The 22,369-nt window shown below is 66.1% G+C and carries 19 protein-coding genes; 15 read left to right on the top strand and 4 right to left on the bottom strand.

The genetic code is table 11. From position 1 onward, the window contains the following. The 4 genes from TabM4_RS03110 (at position 1) to TabM4_RS03095 (ending at position 3,407) form a co-directional block, all read left to right on the top strand. Positions 1–801 carry a purine-nucleoside phosphorylase gene (locus TabM4_RS03110; RefSeq protein ID WP_434618265.1) on the top strand — a complete coding sequence of 267 codons (801 nt, stop codon included), beginning with the start codon at positions 1–3 and terminating at the stop codon, positions 799–801. 78 nt (positions 802–879) lie between these two features. After that, complete coding sequence (locus tag TabM4_RS03105) at positions 880–1,797, top strand: sulfite exporter TauE/SafE family protein (protein WP_434618262.1); 918 nt, start codon at positions 880–882, stop codon at positions 1,795–1,797. A gap of 23 nt (positions 1,798–1,820) precedes the next feature. Continuing rightward, positions 1,821–2,558 (top strand): TIGR02186 family protein, encoded by a 738-nt coding sequence (locus tag TabM4_RS03100; RefSeq protein ID WP_434621908.1) that lies wholly within the window; start codon positions 1,821–1,823, stop codon positions 2,556–2,558. A gap of 87 nt (positions 2,559–2,645) precedes the next feature. Next, on the top strand, positions 2,646–3,407 hold the full coding sequence (locus TabM4_RS03095) for a MipA/OmpV family protein (protein WP_434618259.1): 762 nt from the start codon (positions 2,646–2,648) through the stop codon (positions 3,405–3,407). 20 nt (positions 3,408–3,427) lie between these two features. Here the strand turns inward: TabM4_RS03095 and TabM4_RS03090 are convergent, their stop codons facing one another. Beyond that, entirely contained in the window at positions 3,428–4,735 is a 1,308-nt protein-coding gene (locus TabM4_RS03090; protein WP_434618257.1) for an MATE family efflux transporter, read from the bottom strand. A 215-nt stretch (positions 4,736–4,950) separates the two neighbouring features. Between TabM4_RS03090 and TabM4_RS03085 the strand changes: the two genes are divergently transcribed. The 9 genes from TabM4_RS03085 to TabM4_RS03045 all read left to right on the top strand — a co-directional run bounded on the left by TabM4_RS03085 (position 4,951) and on the right by TabM4_RS03045 (position 15,470). Next, on the top strand, positions 4,951–6,114 hold the full coding sequence (locus TabM4_RS03085; protein ID WP_434618254.1) for an ABC transporter substrate-binding protein: 1,164 nt from the start codon (positions 4,951–4,953) through the stop codon (positions 6,112–6,114). A gap of 86 nt (positions 6,115–6,200) precedes the next feature. Beyond that, on the top strand, positions 6,201–7,748 hold the full coding sequence (locus tag TabM4_RS03080; RefSeq protein WP_434618251.1) for a sugar ABC transporter ATP-binding protein: 1,548 nt from the start codon (positions 6,201–6,203) through the stop codon (positions 7,746–7,748). After that, positions 7,748–8,713: an ABC transporter permease gene (locus tag TabM4_RS03075; RefSeq protein ID WP_434618248.1), complete on the top strand. Its 966-nt coding sequence runs from the start codon at positions 7,748–7,750 to the stop codon at positions 8,711–8,713. Before TabM4_RS03080 ends, TabM4_RS03075 begins: the two co-directional genes overlap by 1 nt. Before the next feature lie 13 nt (positions 8,714–8,726). Next, a complete protein-coding gene (locus TabM4_RS03070) occupies positions 8,727–9,722 on the top strand; it encodes an ABC transporter permease (RefSeq protein ID WP_434618245.1) in 996 nt (331 codons plus the stop codon). A gap of 30 nt (positions 9,723–9,752) precedes the next feature. Continuing rightward, complete coding sequence (locus tag TabM4_RS03065; protein WP_434618242.1) at positions 9,753–11,207, top strand: aldehyde dehydrogenase family protein; 1,455 nt, start codon at positions 9,753–9,755, stop codon at positions 11,205–11,207. A 122-nt stretch (positions 11,208–11,329) separates the two neighbouring features. Further along, positions 11,330–12,301: a LysR family transcriptional regulator gene (locus TabM4_RS03060; RefSeq protein WP_434618239.1), complete on the top strand. Its 972-nt coding sequence runs from the start codon at positions 11,330–11,332 to the stop codon at positions 12,299–12,301. A gap of 122 nt (positions 12,302–12,423) precedes the next feature. Further along, positions 12,424–13,173, top strand: coding sequence for an SDR family oxidoreductase (locus TabM4_RS03055; protein ID WP_434618236.1), 750 nt, complete (start codon positions 12,424–12,426; stop codon positions 13,171–13,173). A gap of 146 nt (positions 13,174–13,319) precedes the next feature. After that, on the top strand, positions 13,320–15,023 hold the full coding sequence (locus TabM4_RS03050) for a GMC family oxidoreductase (RefSeq protein WP_434618234.1): 1,704 nt from the start codon (positions 13,320–13,322) through the stop codon (positions 15,021–15,023). Positions 15,024–15,119: 96 nt separating this feature from the next. Continuing rightward, the gene (locus tag TabM4_RS03045) at positions 15,120–15,470 is read left to right on the top strand and encodes a c-type cytochrome (RefSeq protein WP_434618231.1); all 351 of its coding nucleotides are present in this window, start codon (positions 15,120–15,122) and stop codon (positions 15,468–15,470) included. A 10-nt stretch (positions 15,471–15,480) separates the two neighbouring features. On the opposite strand, the gene TabM4_RS03040 is transcribed toward TabM4_RS03045, so the two are convergent. Beyond that, a complete protein-coding gene (locus TabM4_RS03040) occupies positions 15,481–16,974 on the bottom strand; it encodes a citrate lyase subunit alpha (protein WP_434621906.1) in 1,494 nt (497 codons plus the stop codon). Between the two features lie 187 nt (positions 16,975–17,161). On the opposite strand from TabM4_RS03040, the gene TabM4_RS03035 reads away from it, so the two are divergent. Beyond that, on the top strand, positions 17,162–18,637 hold the full coding sequence (locus tag TabM4_RS03035; protein ID WP_434618228.1) for an aldehyde dehydrogenase family protein: 1,476 nt from the start codon (positions 17,162–17,164) through the stop codon (positions 18,635–18,637). A gap of 31 nt (positions 18,638–18,668) precedes the next feature. Here TabM4_RS03035 and TabM4_RS03030 read toward each other — a convergent pair whose 3' ends face one another. Continuing rightward, positions 18,669–20,162 (bottom strand): fumarate hydratase, encoded by a 1,494-nt coding sequence (locus TabM4_RS03030; RefSeq protein WP_434618225.1) that lies wholly within the window; start codon positions 20,160–20,162, stop codon positions 18,669–18,671. Positions 20,163–20,318: 156 nt separating this feature from the next. Between TabM4_RS03030 and TabM4_RS03025 the strand changes: the two genes are divergently transcribed. Continuing rightward, entirely contained in the window at positions 20,319–21,464 is a 1,146-nt protein-coding gene (locus TabM4_RS03025; RefSeq protein ID WP_434618222.1) for a CaiB/BaiF CoA transferase family protein, read from the top strand. Positions 21,465–21,477: 13 nt separating this feature from the next. Here TabM4_RS03025 and TabM4_RS03020 read toward each other — a convergent pair whose 3' ends face one another. Continuing rightward, on the bottom strand, positions 21,478–22,281 hold the full coding sequence (locus TabM4_RS03020) for an HpcH/HpaI aldolase/citrate lyase family protein (RefSeq protein WP_434618219.1): 804 nt from the start codon (positions 22,279–22,281) through the stop codon (positions 21,478–21,480). Between the last annotated feature and the right edge of the window lie 88 nt (positions 22,282–22,369).

Raw genomic sequence — 22,369 nt, 5'->3', positions numbered from 1 at the left:
ATGGCGATTGCGGAAACCCTGTCGCTGGTGCGGGCGCGGGCGGGGGATGCCCCGGTGCGGATGGGGCTTATCCTCGGGTCCGGCCTTGGCCATCTGGCGGGAGCGGTGAAGGGGGTGGCCATTCCCTATGGCGACCTGCCGGGATTTCCCCATGCGGGCGTTTCGGGGCATAACCCCAACCTTGTGATCGGGGATCTGGAGGGCGTGCGCGTCGCGGTCTTCGGCGCGCGGGAGCATTACTATGAAAAGGGCAATCCCGCCGCGATGCGGCCCGCGCTGGATCTGCTGAAGGCGCTGGGGGCGGAGAGCCTGATCGCCACCAATGCGGCGGGCAGCCTGCGGGCGGATATCCGGCCCGGCGATCTGATGCTGCTGTCGGACCATATCAACTTTTCCGGCCTGAACCCGTTGATCGGGGAACCGACCGATGCGCGTTTCGTGCCCATGGGCGATGCCCATGACCCCGCCCTGCGCGCCGCCCTGAAGGCGAGTGCCGAGGCAGAGGGGGTCGCCCTGCCCGAAGGGGTTTATGCGTGGTATTCCGGCCCGTCCTTCGAGACGCCGGCCGAGATCCGGGCGATCCGCATCCTTGGCGGCGATGCAGTGGGCATGTCGACGGTGCCGGAGGTGATCCTTGCACGCTTCCTTGGCCTGCGGGTTGCGGCGATTTCCACCATCACCAACATGGCGGCGGGCCTGTCGGACGAGAAGATCAGCCATGAGCATACGAAGGCCATGGCCCCGCTGGGTGCGGCAAAACTGGAACGCGTGATACGTCATTTCCTGCGTCACCTCCGATGAGGCGGGCTAGCGTTTGACTTCGCCGCCAAAGGGGCGCAACCCTTTGGCAAGACGTCGCTTCCCCATCGGGCCGTGCCCATGCAGCTTTACCTTCCGATCGCCGAGGTTTCGGTCAACGCCTTCCTTTTGCTGGGGCTGGGCGGGATCGTGGGTTTCCTGTCGGGCATGTTCGGCGTGGGGGGCGGGTTCCTTATCACGCCGCTGCTGTTCTTCATCGGGGTGCCGCCAGCGGTGGCGGTTGCGACCGGGGCCAATCAGGTGGTCGCCTCGTCCGTGTCGGGCGTGCTGGCGCAGGTGCGGCGGAAGGCGGTGGATTTCCGGATGGGGACGGTGCTTCTGATCGGCGGTTTCGCCGGGTCGGGGGTGGGCATCTGGGTGTTCCAGTGGATGACGCGGCTGGGGCAGGTCGATCTGTTCGTGCAACTGTCCTATGTGCTGTTCCTTGGCCTGATCGGGGCGATGATGCTGCAGGAATCGCTGCGGTCGTGGTTCCGCGCGCAGAAGGGCGGTCCGGTGCGGCGGTCGCATGTGCATACATGGGTGCATGGGCTGCCGCTCAAGATGAAGTTCCGGGCTTCGGGCCTTTACATCAGCGTGCTGCCGCCCTTGGCTGTAGGGGCGCTGGTCGGTTTCCTTGCCGCGATCATGGGGGTGGGTGGCGGCTTCGTCATGGTGCCCGCGATGATCTATCTTCTGGGGATGCCGACGAAGGTGGTGGTGGGCACGTCGCTGTTCCAAATCATTTTCGTGACCGCCTTCACCACCTTCATGCATGCGGTGACGAGCCAGACGGTGGATATCCTTCTGGCGTTGCTTCTGATCATCGGGGGGGTGATCGGGGCGCAGGTGGGCACGACGGTGGGCGTGCGCCTGAAGGCCGAGCAGTTGCGCATCCTGCTGGCGCTTCTGGTGCTGGCGGTGTCGGTGAAGATCGCGCTGGATCTGCTGATCCGTCCCGGAGAGCTTTATTCCGTGATGCCGGGGGTCCTGCCGTGAGGGGTCTGGCCATCCTTTCCCTGATGGCGGCGCTGATGGCCCTGCCCGCCATGGGCAGCGAGGGGATCGTGGCGGGCATGAGCCAGAACCGCGTGTCGATCACGGCGAGTTTCGACGGGTCGGAAATCCTGATCTATGGCGCGGTGAAGCGGGACGCCCCTGCGCCCGAAGGCCCGATGGAGGTGATTATCACGGTGGAGGGACCCGCCACCCCGGTGACCATCCGCAAGAAGGACCGCCGCGCGGGCATCTGGGTGAATACCGAGTCGGTCGAGGTGGATGCCGCGCCGTCCTTCTATGCCGTGGCGACGACCGGGCCGCTGCGGTCGATCCTGACCGAGACCGAGGATCTGCGGCACCGCATCTCGCTTCCGCGGGTGATCCGCGCGGTGGGGGCGGCGACAGAGGCGGGGGACCCTGCGGATTTCATCGACGCAATGCAGCGCATCCGCCTGAACGAGGGGCGGTATCGCGTCTTGCAGGGGGGTGTGGAGTTCACGGAACAGACGCTGTTCCGTTCCGACATCGTGCTGCCATCGAACCTGACGGAGGGGGAATATCGCGTGCGCATCTTCCTGACCCGCGAGGGGCGGGTGGTGGATGCGCAGGACCGGGTGATCGGGGTGCGGAAGGAGGGGCTGGAGCGGTTCGTGTTCAACCTCTCGCGCGAGAAGCCTTGGGCCTATGGCATTCTTTCGCTGGTGCTGGCGGCCTTTGCGGGATGGGCGGCCTCGGCCGGGTTCCGGCTGATCCGGCCCTGAGAGATCACGAAAGGGCGAGTGGCGGCGGGGGCCGCCTTGCGGAGGACGGGCTGCATCCCACCTTCGGGAAAACCGAAAGGAGCCCCGATGAACCCCGTCCGCCTGTTAGTGACGATTGCCGCCCTTGCCCTTGCCACGCCCGCCCTTGCGCAGGAGGGGCCGCGGAACAGCCTTTCGCTGGGTTTTGCCGTGGTACCGGATTACGACGGGTCCTCCGAATACGTGGCAAGGCCGGGGATCACCGGGCGGTTCAGTTTCGGTGACGTGACGGTGGACCTGCGTGGCACGGGGGTGCGGGCCGATGTGGTTTCCGGGCCTGTCGCGGCGGGGCCGGTGGTGAATTACCGCTTTGGCCGGACGGCGGATGTGAAGAATGCGCAGGTCGCGGCCTTGCCGGAAACGGGGGATGCACTGGAACTTGGGGCCTTCGTCTCGGTTCCGCTGTCGCAGGGCGTGGCGCTGTCGGCAGAGGTGCTGGGCGATGTGAGCGGGACGCATGACGGGTTCCTGGGCACCCTTGCCGTCGATTGGCGGCAGCCGGTTTCGGAGCGGGTCACGGTCTTTGCCTCGGCCTCTGTCTCGGCGATGGATGGGGATTTCGCGCAGACCTATTACGGGGTTACCGCCGCCGGGGCGGCGGCGAGCGGCCTTGCCGCCTATGCGCCGGGGGGTGGTCTGCGGGATGCGGGCGTCACGCTGGGGGCGAGTTTCGGGATGACCGAACGCATGACGCTGACCACGACCATCGGCTATCGCGAATTGCTGGGCGATGCGGCGGACAGCCCTATCGTGCAGGTGGGTGACAGCGGGCAGATGGTTCTGGCCGTGGGGGTCGGTTGGACGTTCTGACGGCTGCGGGGGACGGGCCGTCAGCCTGCAGCCTTCGCCTCGGCCCGGCCGGCAAGACGTGCCATGAAGATGCCCCGCGCGGCGTTCAGCACCATGAGCGCGGCCCAGAGGCCGTGATTGCCGAAGGCGGGTGGCAAGAGAATAAGCGCGGCTCCATAGCAGAGGACGGCGGCGGTCATGCTGCGCCGCATCTCGGCGGTGAGGGTGGCCCCGATGAAGATGCCGTCATAGATCCATGAGAAGACGCCGATCACGGGGGCGGCCACCAGCCATGGCAGATAGTCGCGCGCCGTGGCGCGCACCTCGGGCGATGTCGTCATCAGGTCGATGATCCATGGCCCCGCAAGGCCGAAGGCCGCGCCAAGGAGGAGCGCACCGGCAAGGCCCCATTGCATCGCCATGCGCGCCGCCTGCCGCACCGCGTCGCGCGCCCGCGCGCCCACGGCCTGACCGACGAGCGTTTCCGCCGCGAAGGCGAAGCCGTCCAGCGCATAGGCGGTGATCGACAGGAATTGCAGCAGCACCTGATTGGCGGCAAGCGTCACGTCGCCCTGCCGCGCGCCAAGGAAGACGAAGGTGGTGAAACTGGCCTGCAGCAGGACCGAGCGCAGCATGATGTCACGGTTCACGACCAGCATGACGCGCAGGGCCGCGGCGTCGGACAGCCGCGCCCATGCCGCGCGCCAGACGGGCAGCACCCCGTCGCGGCACAGCCAGAGGCCAAGGGCAAGGCCCGTCCATTCGGCAATCAGCGTGGCGAGGGCCACGCCCGGAACGCCCCAGCCAAGGCCAAGCACGAACCACAGATCCAGCGCGATGTTCACCCCGTTGATCCAGAGTTGCAGGACCAGAACGCCCCGCGTGCGTTCGACCGCGATCAGCCAGCCCGTCACCGCATAGGCGGCGATGGTGGCAGGCGCGCCCCAGATGCGGATGGCGAGGTATTGGCGGGCGAGCGTCTCCACCTCGGGGCTTGCCGGGGCGATGAGGAAGGCGGCGCGGAACAGCCAGTGCTGAAGCAGGATGAAGGCCCCACCCGCCAGTGCCCCCACCAGAAGGGCGCGCATCAGGATCGCCCCACGTTCGGGCAGGTCCCCTGCCCCATGCGCCTGCGCGGCAAGGCCCGAAGTGCCCATGCGCAGGAAGCCGAAGATCCAATAGAGCGTGACGAGGACCACGGCCCCCACCCCCACCGCGCCGATGGGGGCGGCCTGCCCCATCTGCCCCACGACCCCCGTATCCACCGCGCCAAGCAGCGGGACGGTGGCGTTGGAAAGGACGATGGGCGCGGCGATCTTGAGAAGGCGGGTATGGGTGAGCGGGGCCATGGTGCGGCGCAGGATGGCGGAAGGCGGAGACGGGGGAAAGATGTCATCGGCAGAGGCAGCGGAGCAGAGGCGCCCCGCGCCCCGCCCTGCCCCGGCGCGGCGCTATAGGGGACGCCTATAGCCGCGATACCGGAGGGCTGGCTTCCTTGGTGGCGCGGTTTCCGGAACCATCGGACCCAGCGGAAAGAAAGTTTCCGATTTGCTGGGAGGATATCATGTTTCGAAAGACGCTGACGGCTTTGGCCGCGGCACCTTTGGTGCTGTCTGCCACCATGACATACGCGGAAGGACTGAGCGAGCTTTCCCCCGAATTGCAGGCGGCCTATGAGGGTATGGACCCGGCGCAGCCGGTCGGCCCCTCGGCCTATCGCGAATGGAAGCCCCGTGGCGAGGCCCCCTGGACCATCGGCTATGCCAGCTCTTACGCCGGGAACACCTGGCGGGCAGAGGGCATGACGCGGCTGATGGATGTCATGCTGCCCAAATACAAGGAAGCGGGTCTTCTGGAGGACGTCATCGTCACCCAATCCGACCTGAACGATGCGCGCCAGATCCAGCAGATCCGGCAACTTGTCGATCAGGGCGTGGATGCGATCATCGTCTGCTGCTCCAACCCCGTCGCTTTGAACGGCGCCGTGGAATATGCCTATGAGAACGGCGTGGTCGTCTTTTCCTATTCGGGCTACCTGACCTCGGACAAGGCACTGAACGCCTCGGCCAATTATGGGTCGGGCGGGTATGAGATCGCCAAGGCGCTGATCGAGGAAGCGGGCGGCAAGGGCAACTTCCTGCTGGTTTCCGGCATCGCGGGCGCGGCCTCTTCGGAAAGCTTCGACGTGGGGGCCAAGCGGGCCTTCGAGGAATTCCCGGAGGCGAAGCTGGTGGGACAGGTCTGGGGCAACTGGACGGATCAGGTCGCCCAGACCGAGGTGCAGAAGTTTCTTGCCACCAATCCCGCGCAGATCGACGGGATCATCGCGCAGGGCTCGCAGGAGACGGGCATCCTGAAGGCTGTGCTGCAATCGGGGCGTGAGGTGATGCCGATCTCGCTGGCGGGTTCGGCGGGGGCAGCCTGCTATCTGAAGAATAACCCCGACTGGATGAGCCATGCCTTCCAGATCTGGCCTCCGGGCGACGAGATGGAATTGGGCATCAACGTGGTGATGCGCACGCTGCAGGGTCAGGGTCCGAAGATCCAGTCGATCCTGCGTCCGGTCTATCGGGTGGAGGCGGCCGATTATGTGGCCAGCCTGCCGGAGGACTGCTCCATCGACTCGACCGACTATATCCAGCCGGGCATCGAGACGTGGTTCCCGGATGAGTGGGCGGCAGGCTTCTTTGACAACCCGGTTCCCCCGCTGAGCTGGCGGTCGAACTGATGCCGGGGCGGCGCCGGGAAAACCGGCGCCGATCCCACAAGGGCCTGAACCAGAAAAAAGCCGGAACCGCAGGAAGGAAAGCCGTCATGTCGTCGGTTGCCGTCGAGATCGTGGACGTCCACAAGTCATTTGGCGAGACCCGCGCGCTGCGCGGGGCCTCGCTTCTGGCGCGGACGGGAGAGATCCACGCCATCGTGGGCGAGAATGGCAGCGGGAAGAGCACGCTGGCCAAGATCGCAAGCGGGGTCATCCTTGCGGACAGCGGGCGGATTTCCGTGCTTGGCATGACGCCGCGCAACCCGGTGGAGGCCATCGCGGCAGGCGTGGCCACGATCTATCAAGAGATGATGCTGGCCGAGGAGCTTTCGATCTGGGAAAACCTTTTCGCAGGCAGTGATCCGACTTGGCGGCGGCGACGGACGAATGCGCAGAAGCGCGGCGAGGCACGGGAAATCCTTTCGCGCCTTGCGGATTGCCCGATCGACCCCGACACGCGGTTGGCGGACCTGTCGCTGAGCGTGAAGCAATGGGTGGTGATCGCACGGGCCCTTGTGCAGAAGCCCAAGGTCCTGATCTTCGACGAAAGTTCCGCCGCGCTGGACCTTGAGGCGACGAACCGGCTGCATGCGGAGATGCGCGCGCTGCGCGCGGCCGGAACGGCGGTGCTGATCGTGACACATCGCATCGCCGAGTTGGTGAAGATCGCCGATGTGGCCACCGTCCTGCGCGATGGTGAGACGGTGGGACGGCTGGAACGGGCCGAGATCACGGAAGGGAACATCCTGCAGCTTATGTCGGCCGCGCCCGGCCATTCGGCGCGGGGGCGGATCGTGCAGGCGACGACGGGGGGCGAGGTGCTGGCGGCACGGGGCCTGCGGTTGCGCGCCGGAGCGCGGCCGGTGGAGTTCCGCTTGCGCGCCGGCCAGATCGTGGGTCTGGCGGGGCTGGAAGGTGCGGGTCAGGCGGAATTCATCGCCGCGCTGGCGGGGATCGCCCCGCCTGCGGAAGGAGAGGTCTTCGCGCCCTCGGGACGCATCGACGGGCTGCGCAGGGCAGATGCGGCGGGCATCGCCTATGTCTCGGGTGACCGCAAGCGCGAGGGGATCTTTCCCAACCTGTCGATCTTCGAGAATTTCGGGATGGCCCTCTATGGCCGGTCGCGGCGGATGTTCGGGCTTTTGGATGATGCAGCCGACGAAATGGCCTTCCGGCGCGAAGTGGATCGGCTTGGAATCAAGTTCGGCAGGGCGGGGGACCGGATCACCACGCTTTCGGGCGGCAACCAGCAAAAGGTGCTTATCGCGCGGGCCTTCGCACTTTCACCCAAGGTGATCCTTCTGAACGATCCGACACGGGGCGTGGATATCGGAACGAAGCAGGCCCTCTGGCGCCAGTTGCGCGAGTTTGCCGATGCGGGCGGGGCGGTCGTCTATCTTTCGACCGAGATCGAGGAATTCTTCGACTTCGTGGATCGCGCCTGCGTCTTCTTCGACGGCTCCATCTTCGAAGAGGTGCCAGCCGCCGAGATCGGCGAAGAGCGCCTGCTGGCGGCGATGTTCGGACAAAGCGGCGTGAAGGCCTTTGACCGGGGGCGCGGTGACGATGCGCATCCCATGATGGAAGGAGCCGCGTGATGCTTTTCCATGTTCCCCCTTCGCTGCGCCATCTGGTCGTGCCCACGGCACTGGTTGCCGTCCTGCTGCTGGTTGCCGTGATCCGGGCACCGATGACCTTCACGCCTGTCGGGCTGGCCGGGGCGGTTCTGGTGGCGGCTCCGCTCATCCTTGCGGCCATGGCCCTGACGCCTATAGCGATGGCGGGGCGGGGCGGGGTGGACCTTTCGGTGGGGCCTGCCATCGGATTCATCAACGTGACCATCGTGATGTGGTTGCCCGCGCTGGGGATTGCCTCGCCGCTGGGCGTTTTCGCCTATGCCATCGGCATGGGCATCCTGTGGCAGGTGATGCTGGCCGCGCTGATCATCTGGCTGCGGATCGCGCCGATCATCGCGGCCTTGGCGGGGTATATGATCCTGTCGGGGGTGAACCTCGTGATCCTGCCGCGCCCTGGCGGCATCGCGCCGGACTGGCTCGCCTCGTGGAGCTTTGGCACGGAGCTGTTCGGGCAGGTGCTTTGGATCCTGATCGGGGCCTGTGTCGTTTGGGGATTGTTCACGCGGATGGTCCTGTTCGACCATATGCGCCTGATGGGGGCGGATGAACGCACGGCCTATACAGTGGGGATCGATATCGTCACGGCGCGGCTTGCAGCGCATGTGATGGCCGGGCTGTTCATCGGGCTGGGCGCTGTGTGCCTGACGGGTCTGATCGGATCGGGCGACCCGACGCAGGGCAACACGCTGACGCTGCAGGCGGTAACGGCGCTGGTTCTGGGCGGCACCTCGCTGGCGGGCGGGCGGGGCGGGATCGCCGGGTCGATCCTTGGCGCCGTGGCGATGTGGCTGGTCTTCGTCGTGCTGTCCTCGTTCAATTTCGGGGCGATCTCGGGCTTCATGACGCAGATGGTCTTCGGCCTGATCCTGACCGCGTCGCTGCTGCTCAGCCTCTTCACGGGGCGCGTGCGCGCCCGCACCGCATGACGGAGGGGGAAGCATGACCGCTGGAACGCTGGCCCGGCTGGGCAAGGGAGAGGAGCGTCGCATCATGGTGGGCGCGGCGCTGCTGGTGGCGCTGTTCGCGCTGGCCTCGGCGATGGTGGAGGGGTTTGCCTCGTCGAACAACGTCAAGTCGATCCTTCTGCTGGCATCCTTTCTGGGCCTTGCCGCGCTGGGCCAGACGATGGTCGCGCTTGTGGGGGGGTTGGATCTTTCCATTCCGTTCGTGATCGGCGCGTCGAACATCCTGCTGGCGGCACTGTTCGGCACGTCGCTGCCGCCGGTGCTGGCGATACTGGTCATCGCGGCCCTCGGCGCGGGCATCGGATTCCTGAACGGGGTGCTGAGTTTCCGCATCCAGGGTCAGGCGCTGATCCTAACGCTGGGGGTGGGGTTTGCCGCAGTGGGCGCGGCGCAGATCGTGACGACGCTGGGGTCGCAATATTCCGGGACTGTATTCTCGCAGGTGCCCGCGTGGTTTTCTAACCTCGCCTCCATTTCCGGCACGACCTTCGGCATCCCCTTCCCGCCGGTCGTCCTGATCTGGGCGGCGATTGCGGGGGTGATGATCTTCTGGATCCGGCGGACGCGGTCGGGACGGCATGTCTATGCGGTTGGGGGCAACCGCACCTCGGCCGCGCGGCTGTCGATTTCCGAGCGGCGAGTCTGGATCAAGACCTACACCCTGTCCGGGCTGATGTCGGCGGTGACGGGGATGCTGCTGCTTGGGTTCTCGGGGGGCGGGTTCGTGGGGGTGGGCGATCCCTTCCTGTTCACGACCGTGGCAGCCGTTGTGGTGGGCGGCACGTCCCTTCTGGGCGGGGCGGGCGGATACGGGGCGACGATCATAGGGGTGCTGATCCTGCAGGTGCTGACCTCGTTCCTCGTCGGGATGGGCCTGAATTATGCCGCGCAACAGACGGTCTTCGGCCTGCTGATCCTGCCCATGGTCGCGCTTTATGCCCGGCTGCCGCATGTGCGGAACCAGATTTGACCAATACGAACGTTGAACAAGGAGGAGCCGATGAACGTTCAGACCCTGATGAATGACATGAAGATCGACTTCGCCGGTCCCTACCGGATGTCGATCAACGGCGAGCTGGTGGATGCCGCCGAGAAATTCGATGTCTTCAACCCCGCCACGGGCGAGGTGATCGTGCGGGCGCCGAATGCCAGCCGCGAGCAGGTGGAGGCGGCGATCGCGGCGGCGCGGGCGGCGCAGCCCGGCTGGGCGGCGCTGAGTTGGGAACGGCGGCGGGAATATATCACCGCCTATGCCGATGCGCTGGACGCCAACAAGGAGGATATCATCACCCTTCTCACCACCGAACAGGGCAAGCCGCGCCATTCGATGGCCACGACCGAGGTGGACTATGCGATCTACTGGGTGCGCGAAGTGGCCAAGCGCAAGCTGGAGGATGAGATCCTCGAGGATACGCCCGAACATATCGTCAAGGTCGCCCGTTCGCCCCTTGGCGTGGTAGGGGCGATCACGCCGTGGAACTTCCCCATTCTGCTGGGCCTGTGGAAGTTGGCGCCCTGCCTGATCACCGGCAACACGCTGGTGATGAAGCCCTCGCCCTACACCCCCCTTGGCACCTTGCGCTTTGGCGAGATCGCGCAGCGCGTGTTCCCCAAAGGGGTGGTCAACATCGTTTCGGGCGGGAACGAGCAGGGTGTCTGGATCACCGAGCATCCGCATATCGCCAAGGTGTCCTTCACCGGGTCAACGGCGACGGGCAAGAAGGTGATGGCCGCGGCCTCCGGCACGCTGAAGCGGATCACGCTGGAACTGGGCGGCAAGGACCCGGCGATCATCCTGCCGGGTGCGGATGTGAAGGCTCTGGTCCCGGTGCTGTTCGACGCGGCCTTCGGCAATTCGGGCCAGTGGTGCATCGCGGCAAAGCGCATCTATGTGCATGACTCGATCTATGACGAGTTCCGCGATGCCTTCGTGGCGCACGCCAAGACCAAGACGGTGGGCAACGGGATGGACCCGAACACCGATCTGGGGCCGATCCAGAACAGGATGCAGTATGGCAAGCTTCTGGACATGTTCGCCGACGTGAAGAAGAACGGCTACAAGGTCGCCCTTGGCGGCACCATCGACGAAAGCCTGCCCGGCAACTTCGTTCCCGTCACCATCGTGGACAACCCGCCCAAGGACAGCCGCATCGTGCGCGAAGAACCCTTCGGCCCCATCGTCCCCTTGCTGCGCTGGACCGATCTGGAACAGGTCATCGCCGATGCCAACGACACCGACTTCGGGCTTGCTGCCTCGGTCTGGGGGCCGGACCGCGAGGCGGCGATCAAGGTGGCAGAGCGGATCGAGGCCGGCACAGTCTGGGTGAACGAGATCCACATCCACGGCATCGACATTCCCTTCGGCGGGCACAAGCAATCGGGCATGGGGGTGGAGAACGGCCGCGAGGGGTTGGAAGAGTTCACCAACGCCAAGACCTACATGTTCCGCAAGTAGGCACGGATTGGCGCGGGGCGGCGAAGGCTGGCCCGCGCCTGTTGCACAGATGCGCCATGACGCTATGTCGCACAGGGGGTGATCGGTCGCCTTTTGATCGACGGCGTGGGGGGTAGGGCGTCATGGATGCCAAGCAGTTGAAGTTTTTCGTCAAGATCGCCGAGAAGAAGTCGCTGGCCGCGGCGGCCGAGGCGCTGGGTATCACGCAGCCGTCGCTGTCCATCCAGGTGAAGAGCCTTGAGACAAGGCTGGGGACGGAACTTCTGGTACGATCCACGCGCGGGGTGGTACTGACGCAGGCGGGAGAGGTGCTGCTGCGCCATGCAGAGCGTATCCTGACCGCCATCGAGATCGCCAAGCAGGAAGTGCGCGAGGCGGGGGAGAAGCCCTCGGGACGGGTTGTCTTTGGCCTGCCCTCCTCTGCCTCGATGGTGCTTTCGGTGCCGCTGGCCGAGACGGTGCGGCTGACCTTTCCGGAAATCCAGTTGCGCGCCGTGGATGCCATGAGCGGATTCATCAAGGAATGGCTGGAAGAACAATCCATCGACATGGCCCTGCTGTATGACACGGTCGGGTTGAAGAATGTCGAGGTGACGACATTGCTTTACGAGGATCTGCATTTCTATGCCCCGCCCGATCTCTGGCCGCTGTCCACCCCGCCGGGGCAGGATGTGCCGCTGACGGCGCTGGGGGAACTGGAATTCGTGGCACCGTCGAAGTCGCACGGGCTGCGGATGCTGATCGACAAGGCCTGCAAGGATGCGGGCCTTGCGCTGACCTATGCGGTGGAGATGGACAGCCTGTCGCAGATCAAGTCGCTGGTCGCACGGGGGAGCGCCTTCACCATCCTCGCCCCCGCCGCCGCACATGATTTCGAGGAGCGCGGCGAACTCGTCTCGTCGCGGATCGTGGAACCGGTCATCACCCGGCCCATCCACCTTGTGCGCAACCCGGAACGGGCGCGCACCCGCGCCGCCGCCGAGGTGGAGCGGTTGACGCTGGAAGTGGTGGACGATCTGGTGCGACGCAACATCTGGCGCGGTCACCGCGAGGCGGGATCGCCCGAGGACCGGCCAATGCTGGCCGCTATATAGCGGCTTTATATCCCCCATTCCCGCAGGCCGTATTGTCGGTATTCGCCGCCACCCGCTAGGCTTGGGCGAAGGGAAATCCCCCAAGCAGCCTTGGCGGCCACGGGGGCGGAGGGAAGATCACCATGAGACTTGCAGGCAAGACCGCCATCGTGACGGGCGCGGCATCCGGCTTTGGCCGTGCCATAGCAGAGCGCTTTGCGCGGGAGGGGGCAAAGGTCGCCATCGTCGATCTGAACATCGATGGAGCCCGGGCCGTGGCGGAGGGGATCGGCGCGCAGGCCATGGCGGTGCAATGCGACGTGTCGCAGGCGGATCAGGTTTCCGAAGCCGTCCGGGCCGCCATCGACGGCATGGGCGGAGTGGACATCCTGATCAACAATGCCGGTTGGAGCCATCGCAACCAGCCGCTGATGGAGGTGGATTACGACACCTTCCGCAAGGTCTATGCGATCAATGTCGACAGCATCTTCCACATGACCAAGGCCATCGTCCCGCATTGGCGCGCAAAGGGCGGCGGGGTGATGATCAATGTGGGCTCGACCGCCGGCATCCGGCCGCGACCGGGGCTGAGCTGGTACAACAGTTCCAAGGGCGCGGTGAACATGATGACGAAGACGCTGGCGGTGGAGCTTGCCCCCGACCGCATCCGCGTCTGCGGGCTGGCCCCGGTGATGGGTGCCACGGCCTTGCTGGAAACCTTCATGGGCGTGCCGGACACGCCCGAGAACCGCGCGCGTTTCATCTCCACCATCCCGCTGGGGCGGCTTTGCGAGCCGGAGGACATGGCGAATGCCGCCCTCTACCTCGCCTCTGACGAGGCGTCCTTCATCACGGGCGTGATCCACGAGGTGGATGGAGGAAGGACGATCTGAACATCGACACTGCCGCGTGGTGTCCAGCGAAGGAGTTGACGGGTTCCCGCCGGTTGGGTCGGCAAACACGCCCGACGGGAACCCTCGATCGCCGAGATATCGGCAGAAACGCGGGGGGATGCCCCGCATTCCAGGGAGGAGAGTACATGTCCTACTTCAGATCCGCCAGAGACGGTGCGCTGGAACGCGCCGTGGCCGACTATAACCGGGGCCGCCTGAGCCGCCGCCGTTTCATCCAGACGGCGCTGAGCCTTGGCGTGACCGCGGGCCTTGCGGGCGCGCTCGCGACCGCATGGTCGGGCAAGGCGCTGGCGCAATCCAGCACCACCTCGCCCGCGCCGGAAGGCGAGTTCGACTTCATCGTGATCGGAACGGGTTCCGCTGGGTCGGCCTGCGTCTATCAGCTTGCACGCAGCGGCGCGCGCGTGCTGGTGCTGGAGGCCGGGCGCAACGATGATCTGGAAGAAGTGCATGACAGCCGTCTCTGGGCGGCCTCGCTGGGCACGGATGCGACGAAGTGGTTCGAGACGTTGCCCTCCACCCATACCGACAATCGCAACCACATGTGGCCGCGCGGGAATGTGCTGGGTGGGACCTCGGCGCTGAACGCGATGATCTATGCGCGCGGCCATCGCAGCGATTACGCAAGCTGGGTGGAAGCCGGCGCGACCGGCTGGTCCTTCGAGGATGTGCTGCCCTATTTCATCGAGATGGAGAGCTATGAGCTTGGCGGTGAGAACCGGGGCACCTCTGGCCCGCTGTTCATCAGCCAGCCTCAGGACCAGTTCAAGCACGAGGGCGCGCGGGCCTTCATGGATGCCTGCGCGGCCCTTGGCTACAAGGAGACGCCCTCGATAAACTCGGGCCGGATGGAAGGTCAGGCCTGGGTCGATTTCAACATCAAGGATCAGCGCCGCCAATCCTCGGCCACGGCCTTCCTGCGGCCTGCGGTCGAGACGGGCAATGTGACCGTACTGACCGATGCGCCGGTGCAGAAACTCAACTTCGATGGCACGCGCTGCACGGGCGTTACCTATCTGCACAACGGCCAGCCCGTGACCGTGAACGCACAGAACGAGGTGATCCTGTCGGCCGGTGCCATTGACAGCCCGCGCCTTCTGATGGTGTCGGGGGTGGGTATCGCGGCCGACCTGTCGGCATTGGGGATCGACGTGGTGGCCGACCTGCCGGTGGGCGTGGGCCTTCAGGACCATATCCTTGGCGCCGGGGTGAACTACGAGGCGAAGGGGCCGGTTCCCGTAAGCCATTACAACCATTCCGAAGTCTATATGTGGGAACGGTCGGACAGCAGCCTGCGCGCGCCTGACATGATCGCTCTCTATGTATCGGTTCCCTTTGCGTCGACCGGGCACAAGATCGATTACGAGCATGGCTATTGCATCCTGTCGGGTGTCGCCACGCCGCAGTCGCGCGGTTACGTCAAGCTTGCCTCGGCCGATATCAGCGTGGCCCCGATCATCGAGAGCAACTATCTGGCCGAAGAGCAGGACTGGAAAAGCTATCGTGCCGCGACGGAACTGTGCCGCGAGATCGGCGCAAGCGACGCCTATGCCGAGTTCCGCAAGCGGGAGTCGCTGCCCGGCAAGGATGGCGATCTGACCGATGATGAATGGCGCGCCTTCCTGTCGGCCTCGGTCAATACCTACTTCCATCCGACTTCGACCTGCCAGATCGGCAAGGTGGTCGATACGGAGTTGAAGGTGCAGGGACTCGAAGGGCTGCGGGTGGCCGATGCCTCGGTCATGCCGCATATCACCACGTCCAACACCAACGCGCCGTCGATGATGATCGGCTGGCGCGCGGGTGCGATGATCACCAAAGGCGCCTGAGTGATCGCGGGCCGGTCCCGGCGGATCGGCCCGATTTCCCCTGCCATGATAATGAAAAGACTTTTCATTTTTATACTGTGCGTCCCGCAGGGGGCTGTGGCCGCCGATCCGGATGCGGGCGCGGCACTCTTCCGGAGTTGTACGGCCTGCCATGCGGTGACGGCACCCGACGGGCGAAAGGTGATGCGCGGCGGGGCTATGGGGCCGGATCTATATGGAATTGTCGGGCGTCAGGCGGGGGGAGTCTCCGGCTATCGCTACAGCGATGGTCTTCTGGCGCTGGGGGGTGCGGGGCATGTCTGGGATGAGGCGTCGCTTGCCGCCTTCATCGCCAGTCCGAACGGATTTCTGGAGGAACGGCTTGGCCCCGGCCATAGGTCGAAAATGCCCTTCGGGCTGACCAAAGGGGCAGATGACATCGCGGCATGGCTGGCAGGGCAGCGCTAGGCGGATCGTCTCAGATTATATCCAGCCGGTGGCCAAGGCGGTGTTCGACGATAATGTGACCCGCCCGCGACATGCCGTGCGGGAGATGCGGCAGGCCCTCGGCGGCCATGCGCGCAAGATCCTCGACGGCAAGCATCTGTGCCGACAGGCCATGCAGCGCATCACGCAGGTCCTGGCGGCGGGGATTCACGGCAAAACCCTGATCGGTGACGATCACATCTACATCGCAGCCTTCTGTCGTCACGCAGCGCACCTGCGGGACTATCTTGGGATGCCCGCCCCCTTGCAGCGTCGTGGTCACGATGGAGAGCTTTGCCCCTTGCGCGGTATCGGGATGCCCGCCCGGCCCGCCCAGAATGCGCCCATCGGCCGAGGCGGCCACATTGACGTTGAAGGCATGGTCCACCTCCACCGCGCCCAGAAGCATGACATCCAGCCGCTCCACCACGGCAGCCGGATGCAGTGGCGAAGCATATTCCGCGGCCGTCATCATGCGATGCATCGGATTGCGCATGGATGAGGCGACCGCCGCAGCATCGAAGCATTGCACGTCGAGGATCTCATCGAAGAGCCCCGCCTCCAGAAGCGCGACATGCGCCCCGGTGATGCCGCCCGACAGGAACCCCCCGCGCAGGCCCGCGTCGGCCATCGCCTTTCCGATGATCGGGACCGCCCCCAGCGAATAGCCCCCTGCCCCGCTTTGGAGCGACATGCCATTCCGCATCAGCCCTGCCGCCGCGATGACCTGCGCCGTCAGCGCGCCGATGGACCGGGCGGCCGGTGTGTCAAGCGGGAGCGTCGATCCACTGGAGATGCCCTCGGGTGCGCCGGGATCGCGAAAGGCCAGGACGGCGTCGACGTGATGACCGGGAATATCGACGAGGGGGAGCGGATCGGTCGCGATCTCGTCGGCAAGAACCACCGTTGCACGCGCATGGGCGGCATCGACCGCCGGATAGCCCAGCGGTCCGCAGGCCAGCCGACCGCCCCGCCCCGTCGCGTCGCCGCAGGGATGCGCCAGCGGGGCCGCGACGAAGGCAATATCCACCATCAGCGCGCCCGAGCCTATGGCCCGCGCCCTTGCGCCATGGCTTTGCAGCACGGCCTTTCCGGCCAGCCTGCCCGCCTGCACCGCATCGGCCAGCGGCCCGCGCATGTAATCAGTCACGATATGGGTGACGGTGCCATCCTCGATGAAAGGGATCAATTCGGCATGGCAGGGGAAAAGGGAACTCGCCGCCAGCGTCAGCCCCCGGAGACCTCGCGATTGCGCCGCGCGCAGGACGGGTTCGATCACCCGCTCGCCATTGCGGTAATGGTGGTGGAACGAGATGACCTGCCCGTCCCGCAGACCGAAACGGTCCAGCACCTGCGTGAGGTCGACCACCCTCTTGTCACCCTCGGGTGCCGGGGCGCGGGGCGGGCGCGCGGCGGGCAGCGGCACGGGTGCGGGAAGGGCGATCCCCGCCAGCCTGCCCGGAAGGGGCGCGGGCAGTCCTTGCATGTCGTTCACGGGCGGCCTCACTCGCGCGGCATCATTGCCGGAAAGCTAGGGAGGCCGACCACCTTTCGTCCAGTGGGGGTGCGGGCGCTATAGCGCAGGGCTATAGCGGCCCTGCCATCTTCGGGATTGCCCCATAAGCGACGGAAACGCTTGACTGCGGGCCATCCATTTTCCTGCGGAACAGAAGATGACAACGTCAGACGCCAGCCTTGCCGACCTGAAGATCCCGCTTGCCCTGAACCTTATGGGAGGACGGTGGCAACCGGCGCTTTCGGGGCAGGTGTTGGATGTCGTATCGCCGATCGACGGACGGGTCTTCGCCAGCATCGCCGATAGCGGGGCCGAGGATGTGGATGCCGCCGTCACGGCGGCGCGGGCGGCTTTCGACAGCGGCGAATGGGGCCGCCTCACGGCGCTGGAGCGCGGGCGGCTGCTGATGCGCCTCTCCGCGCGGATCACGGAAGAGGCGGACTCCCTTGCCCGTCTGGAAACGCGTGACACGGGCAAACCCCTTTCGCAGGCGCGGGCCGACATGGCGGTCGCGGCGCGCTATTTCGAATTCTACGGTGCCGCTGCGGACAAGGTGCATGGCGAGGTGATCCCCTTCCTTGCGGGCTACAATGTCGAGGTGCAGCGCGAACCCCATGGGGTGACCGGGCACATCATCCCGTGGAACTATCCCGCGCAGATGTTCGGCCGATCGGTCGCGCCCGCGCTGGCCATGGGCAATGCCATCGTGATCAAACCGGCCGAGGACGCCTGCCTGACGGTGCTGCGCATCGCGGCATTGGCGATGGAGGTGGGCTTTCCGCCCGGCGCGGTGAATGTGGTCACGGGGCGCGGCGCGGTGGCCGGCGCGGCGCTGACGGCGCATCCTGCGGTGGATTTTCTGTCCTTTACCGGATCGCCCGAGGTGGGCGTGATGGTCCAGACGGCGGCGGCGCGCAACTTCATCGGTTGCACGCTGGAACTGGGCGGGAAGTCGCCGCAACTGGTGTTCGAGGATGCGGACCTCGACGCGGCGATGCCTGTCCTCGTGAATGCCATCATCCAGAATGCGGGCCAGACCTGCGCGGCGGGGGCGCGGGTTCTGGTGCAGGCTGGCATCTATGACAGAATCGCGGCAGAGATCGCGCAGCGATTTGCTGCCATAGCGGCGGGCGATCCCCGCGCCGAGGGCGCGGTGCTTGGCCCGGTGATTTCCGCGCGTCAGAAAGCGCGGGTCGAGGGCTATATCGCAAATGCGGATGCGCCCGTGCTGGCCCGCGGGACGATCCACCCTGACGCCCCGAAGGAGGGCTGCTATGTCGCCCCCGTCGTCTTCGGCCCCTGTGACCCCAAGGCCCGCATCGCGCAGGAAGAGGTGTTCGGCCCAGTCCTGTGCCTGATCCCCTTCACGGATGAGGCCGAGGCCGTCGCCATCGCCAATGGCACGGAATACGGCCTTGTCGCCTCGGTCTGGACGCGGGATGGCGGGCGACAGCAGCGCGTGGCGAAACGCCTGCGCTGCGGGCAGGTCTTCGTGAACGGCTTCGGCGCGGGCGGCGGGGTGGAACTGCCCTTCGGCGGCATCCGCAAATCCGGGCATGGGCGCGAGAAGGGCTTTGCCGCGCTGCACGAGTTTTCGCACATCAAGACTGTCGTGACGAACCACGGCGTCTGATCCTGCCGCCGCTGGGGGCTGCTCCCGTCCCTCAGCGGCGGAACTTTTCCGGCCCTGTCCGGTGGATCGAGGCCCCCTGCGTGTCGACGGCCACCGTCACGGGCATGTCACGCACCTCGAATTCAAAGATCGCCTCCATCCCAAGATCTTCCCAGGCCACGCAACGCGCGGCGCGGATCGCCTTGGAAACCAGATAGGCCGCGCCCCCCACTGCCACGGCATAGACCGCGCCATGCTCACGGATCGCCTGCATCGCCTCGGGCCCGCGCTCGGCCTTGCCGATCATCAGCTTAAGGCCCGTGGCAGCCAGAAGGCCGGGGGTGAACTTGTCCATCCTTGTGGCAGTGGTGGGGCCTGCCGGGCCGATCACCTCGCCGGGCAGCGGGTCGACGGGGCCTACGTAATAGATCGCACGGCCGCGCAGGTTCACCGGCAACGCCTCTCCCCGCGCGATGTAATCCAGCATCCTTTTATGCGCCGCATCGCGCCCGGTGAACAGGCGGCCTGAGAGCAAGAGCCGATCACCGGGGCGCAGGCTGTCGAGTGTTGGCTGATCAAGCGCGTCAAGGTCGATGCGCCGGCCTTCGGCAACCGCACCGCCCAGATCGGGCCAGAGCGACAGGTCGGGCGGATCGAGCCGCGCGGGGCCGGAACCATCCAGCGAGACATGCGCATGCCGGGTGGCCGCGCAATTCGGGATCAGGGCGACCGGCAGGCTTGCCGCATGGGTGGGAAAGGTCGCCACTTTCACATCCAGCACCGTCACCGTGCCGCCAAGCCCCTGCGCCCCGATGCCAAGCTTGTTCAACCGGTCGTAAAGCTCCAGCCGTAGCCGTTCCTCTGGCGTCGTGGCCCCCCGCGCGCGCAGTTGCGCGATGTCCAGCGGATCGTTCAGCACCTTTTTGGCCATGGCCATGGCCTTGTCGACGCTGCCACCGATGCCCAGCCCGATCATCCCCGGCGGGCACCAGCCCGCGCCCAGTTTCGCGACAGTTTCCACCACCCAGTCGGCGACACTGTCCGACGGGTTCAGGACGGCGAATTTCGTCTTGTTCTCGGACCCGCCACCCTTGGCGGAAACGGTGACATCGACCCGCGCCCCGGCCACCACCTCCACCTGCACCATGGCAGGGGTGTTGTCGCGGGTGTTCTTGCGCATGCCGATTGGATCGGCCACGATCGAAGCGCGCAATGGGTTCGCTTCTGCCAGATAGGCGCGGCGCGTGGCCTCGTCGCAAAGGTCCTGCAGGCTGCGTGTCCAGCGGATCGGGGCCTGCACCCCCAGTTCAACGAAGATGTTGGCGCTGCCCGTATCCTGGCAGATCGGGCGGTGATCTGTCGCGCTCATGCGCGAGGAGATCAGGATCTGCCGGATCGCATCGCGCGCGGCAGGGCTTTCCTCTGCCTCCAGCGCATCCGCCAAGGCGCGGATGAAATCAGGAGAATGATAGGCCGATACATATTGCAGCGCGTCCGCCACGCTGGTGATGAAGTCCTCTTCCGTGATGACTGCCCCGCCGTCCATGACCACCCGCCCGCTGCTGCCACTGCCGTGACCCTAGCGGAGCCATGCCCCCGCCGCGATATAGCTTTTTCCTTGAGCGCAACCAAAACTGCGCGAATATCGCGCCCACCGCTTTCGGGCCAAAACTTCACCCAGTGACGTGCAGAGGGAGGAGTCATGGCCGATCTGTCGGGCATCATGGTCGTATCGGTCGAGCATGCGGTCGCCGCACCCTATCTGTCGGGTCGTCTGGCCGAGGCGGGCGCGCGGGTGATCAAGGTCGAACGCCCGGAGGGCGATTTCGCCCGCAGCTATGACCACCTCGTGCACGGGGAAAGCGCCTATTTCGTCTGGCTGAACCGTGGGAAGGAGTCGGTCAGCCTGAACCTGAAAAAACCCGAGGATCTGGAGATCCTGCGCCGTATGGTGGCGAAGGCGGATGTCTTCATCCAGAATCTCGCCCCCGGCGCGCTGGCGCGGTTGGGGATGCCTATGGATGGGCTGCGGCGCAGGCATCCCCGTCTGATCACCGTGTCGATCACCGGCTATGGGGAGGCGGGCCCCTATCGCGACAAGAAAGCCTATGACCTTCTGGTACAGGCAGAAAGCGGGCTGTCCTCGATCACCGGCAACGCATTTGGGCCTGCCCGGGTCGGCGTATCGGTCTGCGACATCGCCTGCGGGATGACAGCGCATCAGGCCGTGCTTCAGGCGCTGTTCGCGCGCGAACGCACGAGGCGGGGGCGGCACATTACCGTAAGCCTCTTCCACGCGCTGGCCGATTGGATGAACGTGCCCTTCCTGCAGTACCACTATGGCGGAAAGCTGCCCGAGCGCAGCGGTTTGGCCCATCCGACCATCGCGCCCTATGGGGTGTATCCCTGCGGCGACGGCCGGGAGATCCTGATCTCCATCCAGAATGACCGCGAATGGCGGCAGTTCTGCGCCGAGGTGCTGCACGATGCCGATCTGGCGCGCGACCCGCGCTTCGCCACCAATCCCGACCGTGTCGCCAACCGCCCCGCGCTGGACGACGTGATCCGAGAGGCCTTCGCCGGGGCCGACAGGGCCACGATCGCCTCTCGGCTGGACGGCGCCGCCATCGCCAATGGCTGCGTCAGCACGATGGAGGATCTGGTCAACCACCCGCAGAACCGCTTCGTTGTCTTCGATACGCCGACCGGGCCCGTGCGGATGCTGGCACCGGGGGCCGATGTCGACGGGCGGCTGCCGCTGTTCGGGCGGGTTCCAGCGATCGATGAACATGGAGCGGCGCTGCGGGCCGAGTTCGGCGCGCCGGAGATGGCCTCGGCGCAGGAATGAGGCGGCCTGAAGGTCAGGCGCCACCCGGCCCGAGCCGCGCCAGCACCCGCCGCGCCCGCATGAGGACGGGGGCGTCGACCATCTCGCCTCCCACCAGCACCGCGCCGGCCCCCTCTGCTTCCAGCACCCGCCGCGCCCAATCGACCGTCGCGGCATCGGGGGCAAAGGCCGCGCGAGCCGGAGCGACCTGACCCGGATGGATCAAAAGCTTTCCGCCGAAGCCCATCTCCACCGCGTGGGCGCAGTCGCGCCGCAACTGTTCGGCATCGTTCACCGCCGTCGTGACCCCGTCCAGCGGTGCGGCGATCCCGGCAAGGCGCGCGGCCAGCACGATCCGTGACCGGGCATGCAACAGCGCCATCGGGCTGTGCGCGGTCCCCAGATCGGCGGCGAAGTCGATGGAACCGAAGGCGAGTTGCTGGCTTTCCGAGGCAATCTCCTCGACGCGGCCCAGCCCTTTCGCGGTTTCGACAAGCGCGATCACGGGCAGGCCTGTCCTTTCGCGAAGACGGGCCACCGCCGACGCGGACTCGGCCTTCGGCAGGACGAGGGCCGTCAGGGGCAGGCGGCAAGCAAGATCCAGATCCGCCGCATGTTCGGGGTCGCCTTCGGCATTGATCCGCAGGCAGAGGGTCGTGGCTGGCGCGAGGTCTGACACGACGGCAAGAAGCGCGGCCCGTGCCTCTGCCTTTCGGTCACGCGCAACCGCATCCTCCAGATCGGCCAGAACGGCATCGACCCCGCTGGCCGCAGCCTTCACCACTCGGTCCGGTCTGTCCGCCGGAACGAAAAGGGGAAATGAAATCGCCTGACCCATGCGCCACCATCCGCATCCCTGCCCAGCCGCAATTGAGCCTGAAACGGTGTCATGGTGAAATAGAAGATGCCTATCGGGACTATAGGCC

The sequence above is a fragment of the Tabrizicola sp. M-4 genome, from assembly GCF_051132405.1.
GTDB lineage: Bacteria > Pseudomonadota > Alphaproteobacteria > Rhodobacterales > Rhodobacteraceae > Paragemmobacter.
This window is presented reverse-complemented; position numbering and strand designations above follow the sequence as displayed.

What these genes read in the sequence shown, in the direction of transcription:
- TabM4_RS03110 (WP_434618265.1), top strand. Translation starts at nt 1, where the DNA reads ATGGCGATTGCGGAAACCCTGTCGCTGGTGCGGGCGCGGGCGGGGGAT.
- TabM4_RS03105 (WP_434618262.1), top strand. Translation starts at nt 880, where the DNA reads ATGCAGCTTTACCTTCCGATCGCCGAGGTTTCGGTCAACGCCTTCCTT.
- TabM4_RS03100 (WP_434621908.1), top strand. Translation starts at nt 1,821, where the DNA reads ATGGCGGCGCTGATGGCCCTGCCCGCCATGGGCAGCGAGGGGATCGTG.
- TabM4_RS03095 (WP_434618259.1), top strand. Translation starts at nt 2,646, where the DNA reads ATGAACCCCGTCCGCCTGTTAGTGACGATTGCCGCCCTTGCCCTTGCC.
- TabM4_RS03090 (WP_434618257.1), bottom strand. Translation starts at nt 4,735, where the DNA reads ATGGCCCCGCTCACCCATACCCGCCTTCTCAAGATCGCCGCGCCCATC.
- TabM4_RS03085 (WP_434618254.1), top strand. Translation starts at nt 4,951, where the DNA reads ATGTTTCGAAAGACGCTGACGGCTTTGGCCGCGGCACCTTTGGTGCTG.
- TabM4_RS03080 (WP_434618251.1), top strand. Translation starts at nt 6,201, where the DNA reads ATGTCGTCGGTTGCCGTCGAGATCGTGGACGTCCACAAGTCATTTGGC.
- TabM4_RS03075 (WP_434618248.1), top strand. Translation starts at nt 7,748, where the DNA reads ATGCTTTTCCATGTTCCCCCTTCGCTGCGCCATCTGGTCGTGCCCACG.
- TabM4_RS03070 (WP_434618245.1), top strand. Translation starts at nt 8,727, where the DNA reads ATGACCGCTGGAACGCTGGCCCGGCTGGGCAAGGGAGAGGAGCGTCGC.
- TabM4_RS03065 (WP_434618242.1), top strand. Translation starts at nt 9,753, where the DNA reads ATGAACGTTCAGACCCTGATGAATGACATGAAGATCGACTTCGCCGGT.
- TabM4_RS03060 (WP_434618239.1), top strand. Translation starts at nt 11,330, where the DNA reads ATGGATGCCAAGCAGTTGAAGTTTTTCGTCAAGATCGCCGAGAAGAAG.
- TabM4_RS03055 (WP_434618236.1), top strand. Translation starts at nt 12,424, where the DNA reads ATGAGACTTGCAGGCAAGACCGCCATCGTGACGGGCGCGGCATCCGGC.
- TabM4_RS03050 (WP_434618234.1), top strand. Translation starts at nt 13,320, where the DNA reads ATGTCCTACTTCAGATCCGCCAGAGACGGTGCGCTGGAACGCGCCGTG.
- TabM4_RS03040 (WP_434621906.1), bottom strand. Translation starts at nt 16,974, where the DNA reads ATGCAAGGACTGCCCGCGCCCCTTCCGGGCAGGCTGGCGGGGATCGCC.
- TabM4_RS03035 (WP_434618228.1), top strand. Translation starts at nt 17,162, where the DNA reads ATGACAACGTCAGACGCCAGCCTTGCCGACCTGAAGATCCCGCTTGCC.
- TabM4_RS03030 (WP_434618225.1), bottom strand. Translation starts at nt 20,162, where the DNA reads ATGGACGGCGGGGCAGTCATCACGGAAGAGGACTTCATCACCAGCGTG.
- TabM4_RS03025 (WP_434618222.1), top strand. Translation starts at nt 20,319, where the DNA reads ATGGCCGATCTGTCGGGCATCATGGTCGTATCGGTCGAGCATGCGGTC.
- TabM4_RS03020 (WP_434618219.1), bottom strand. Translation starts at nt 22,281, where the DNA reads ATGGGTCAGGCGATTTCATTTCCCCTTTTCGTTCCGGCGGACAGACCG.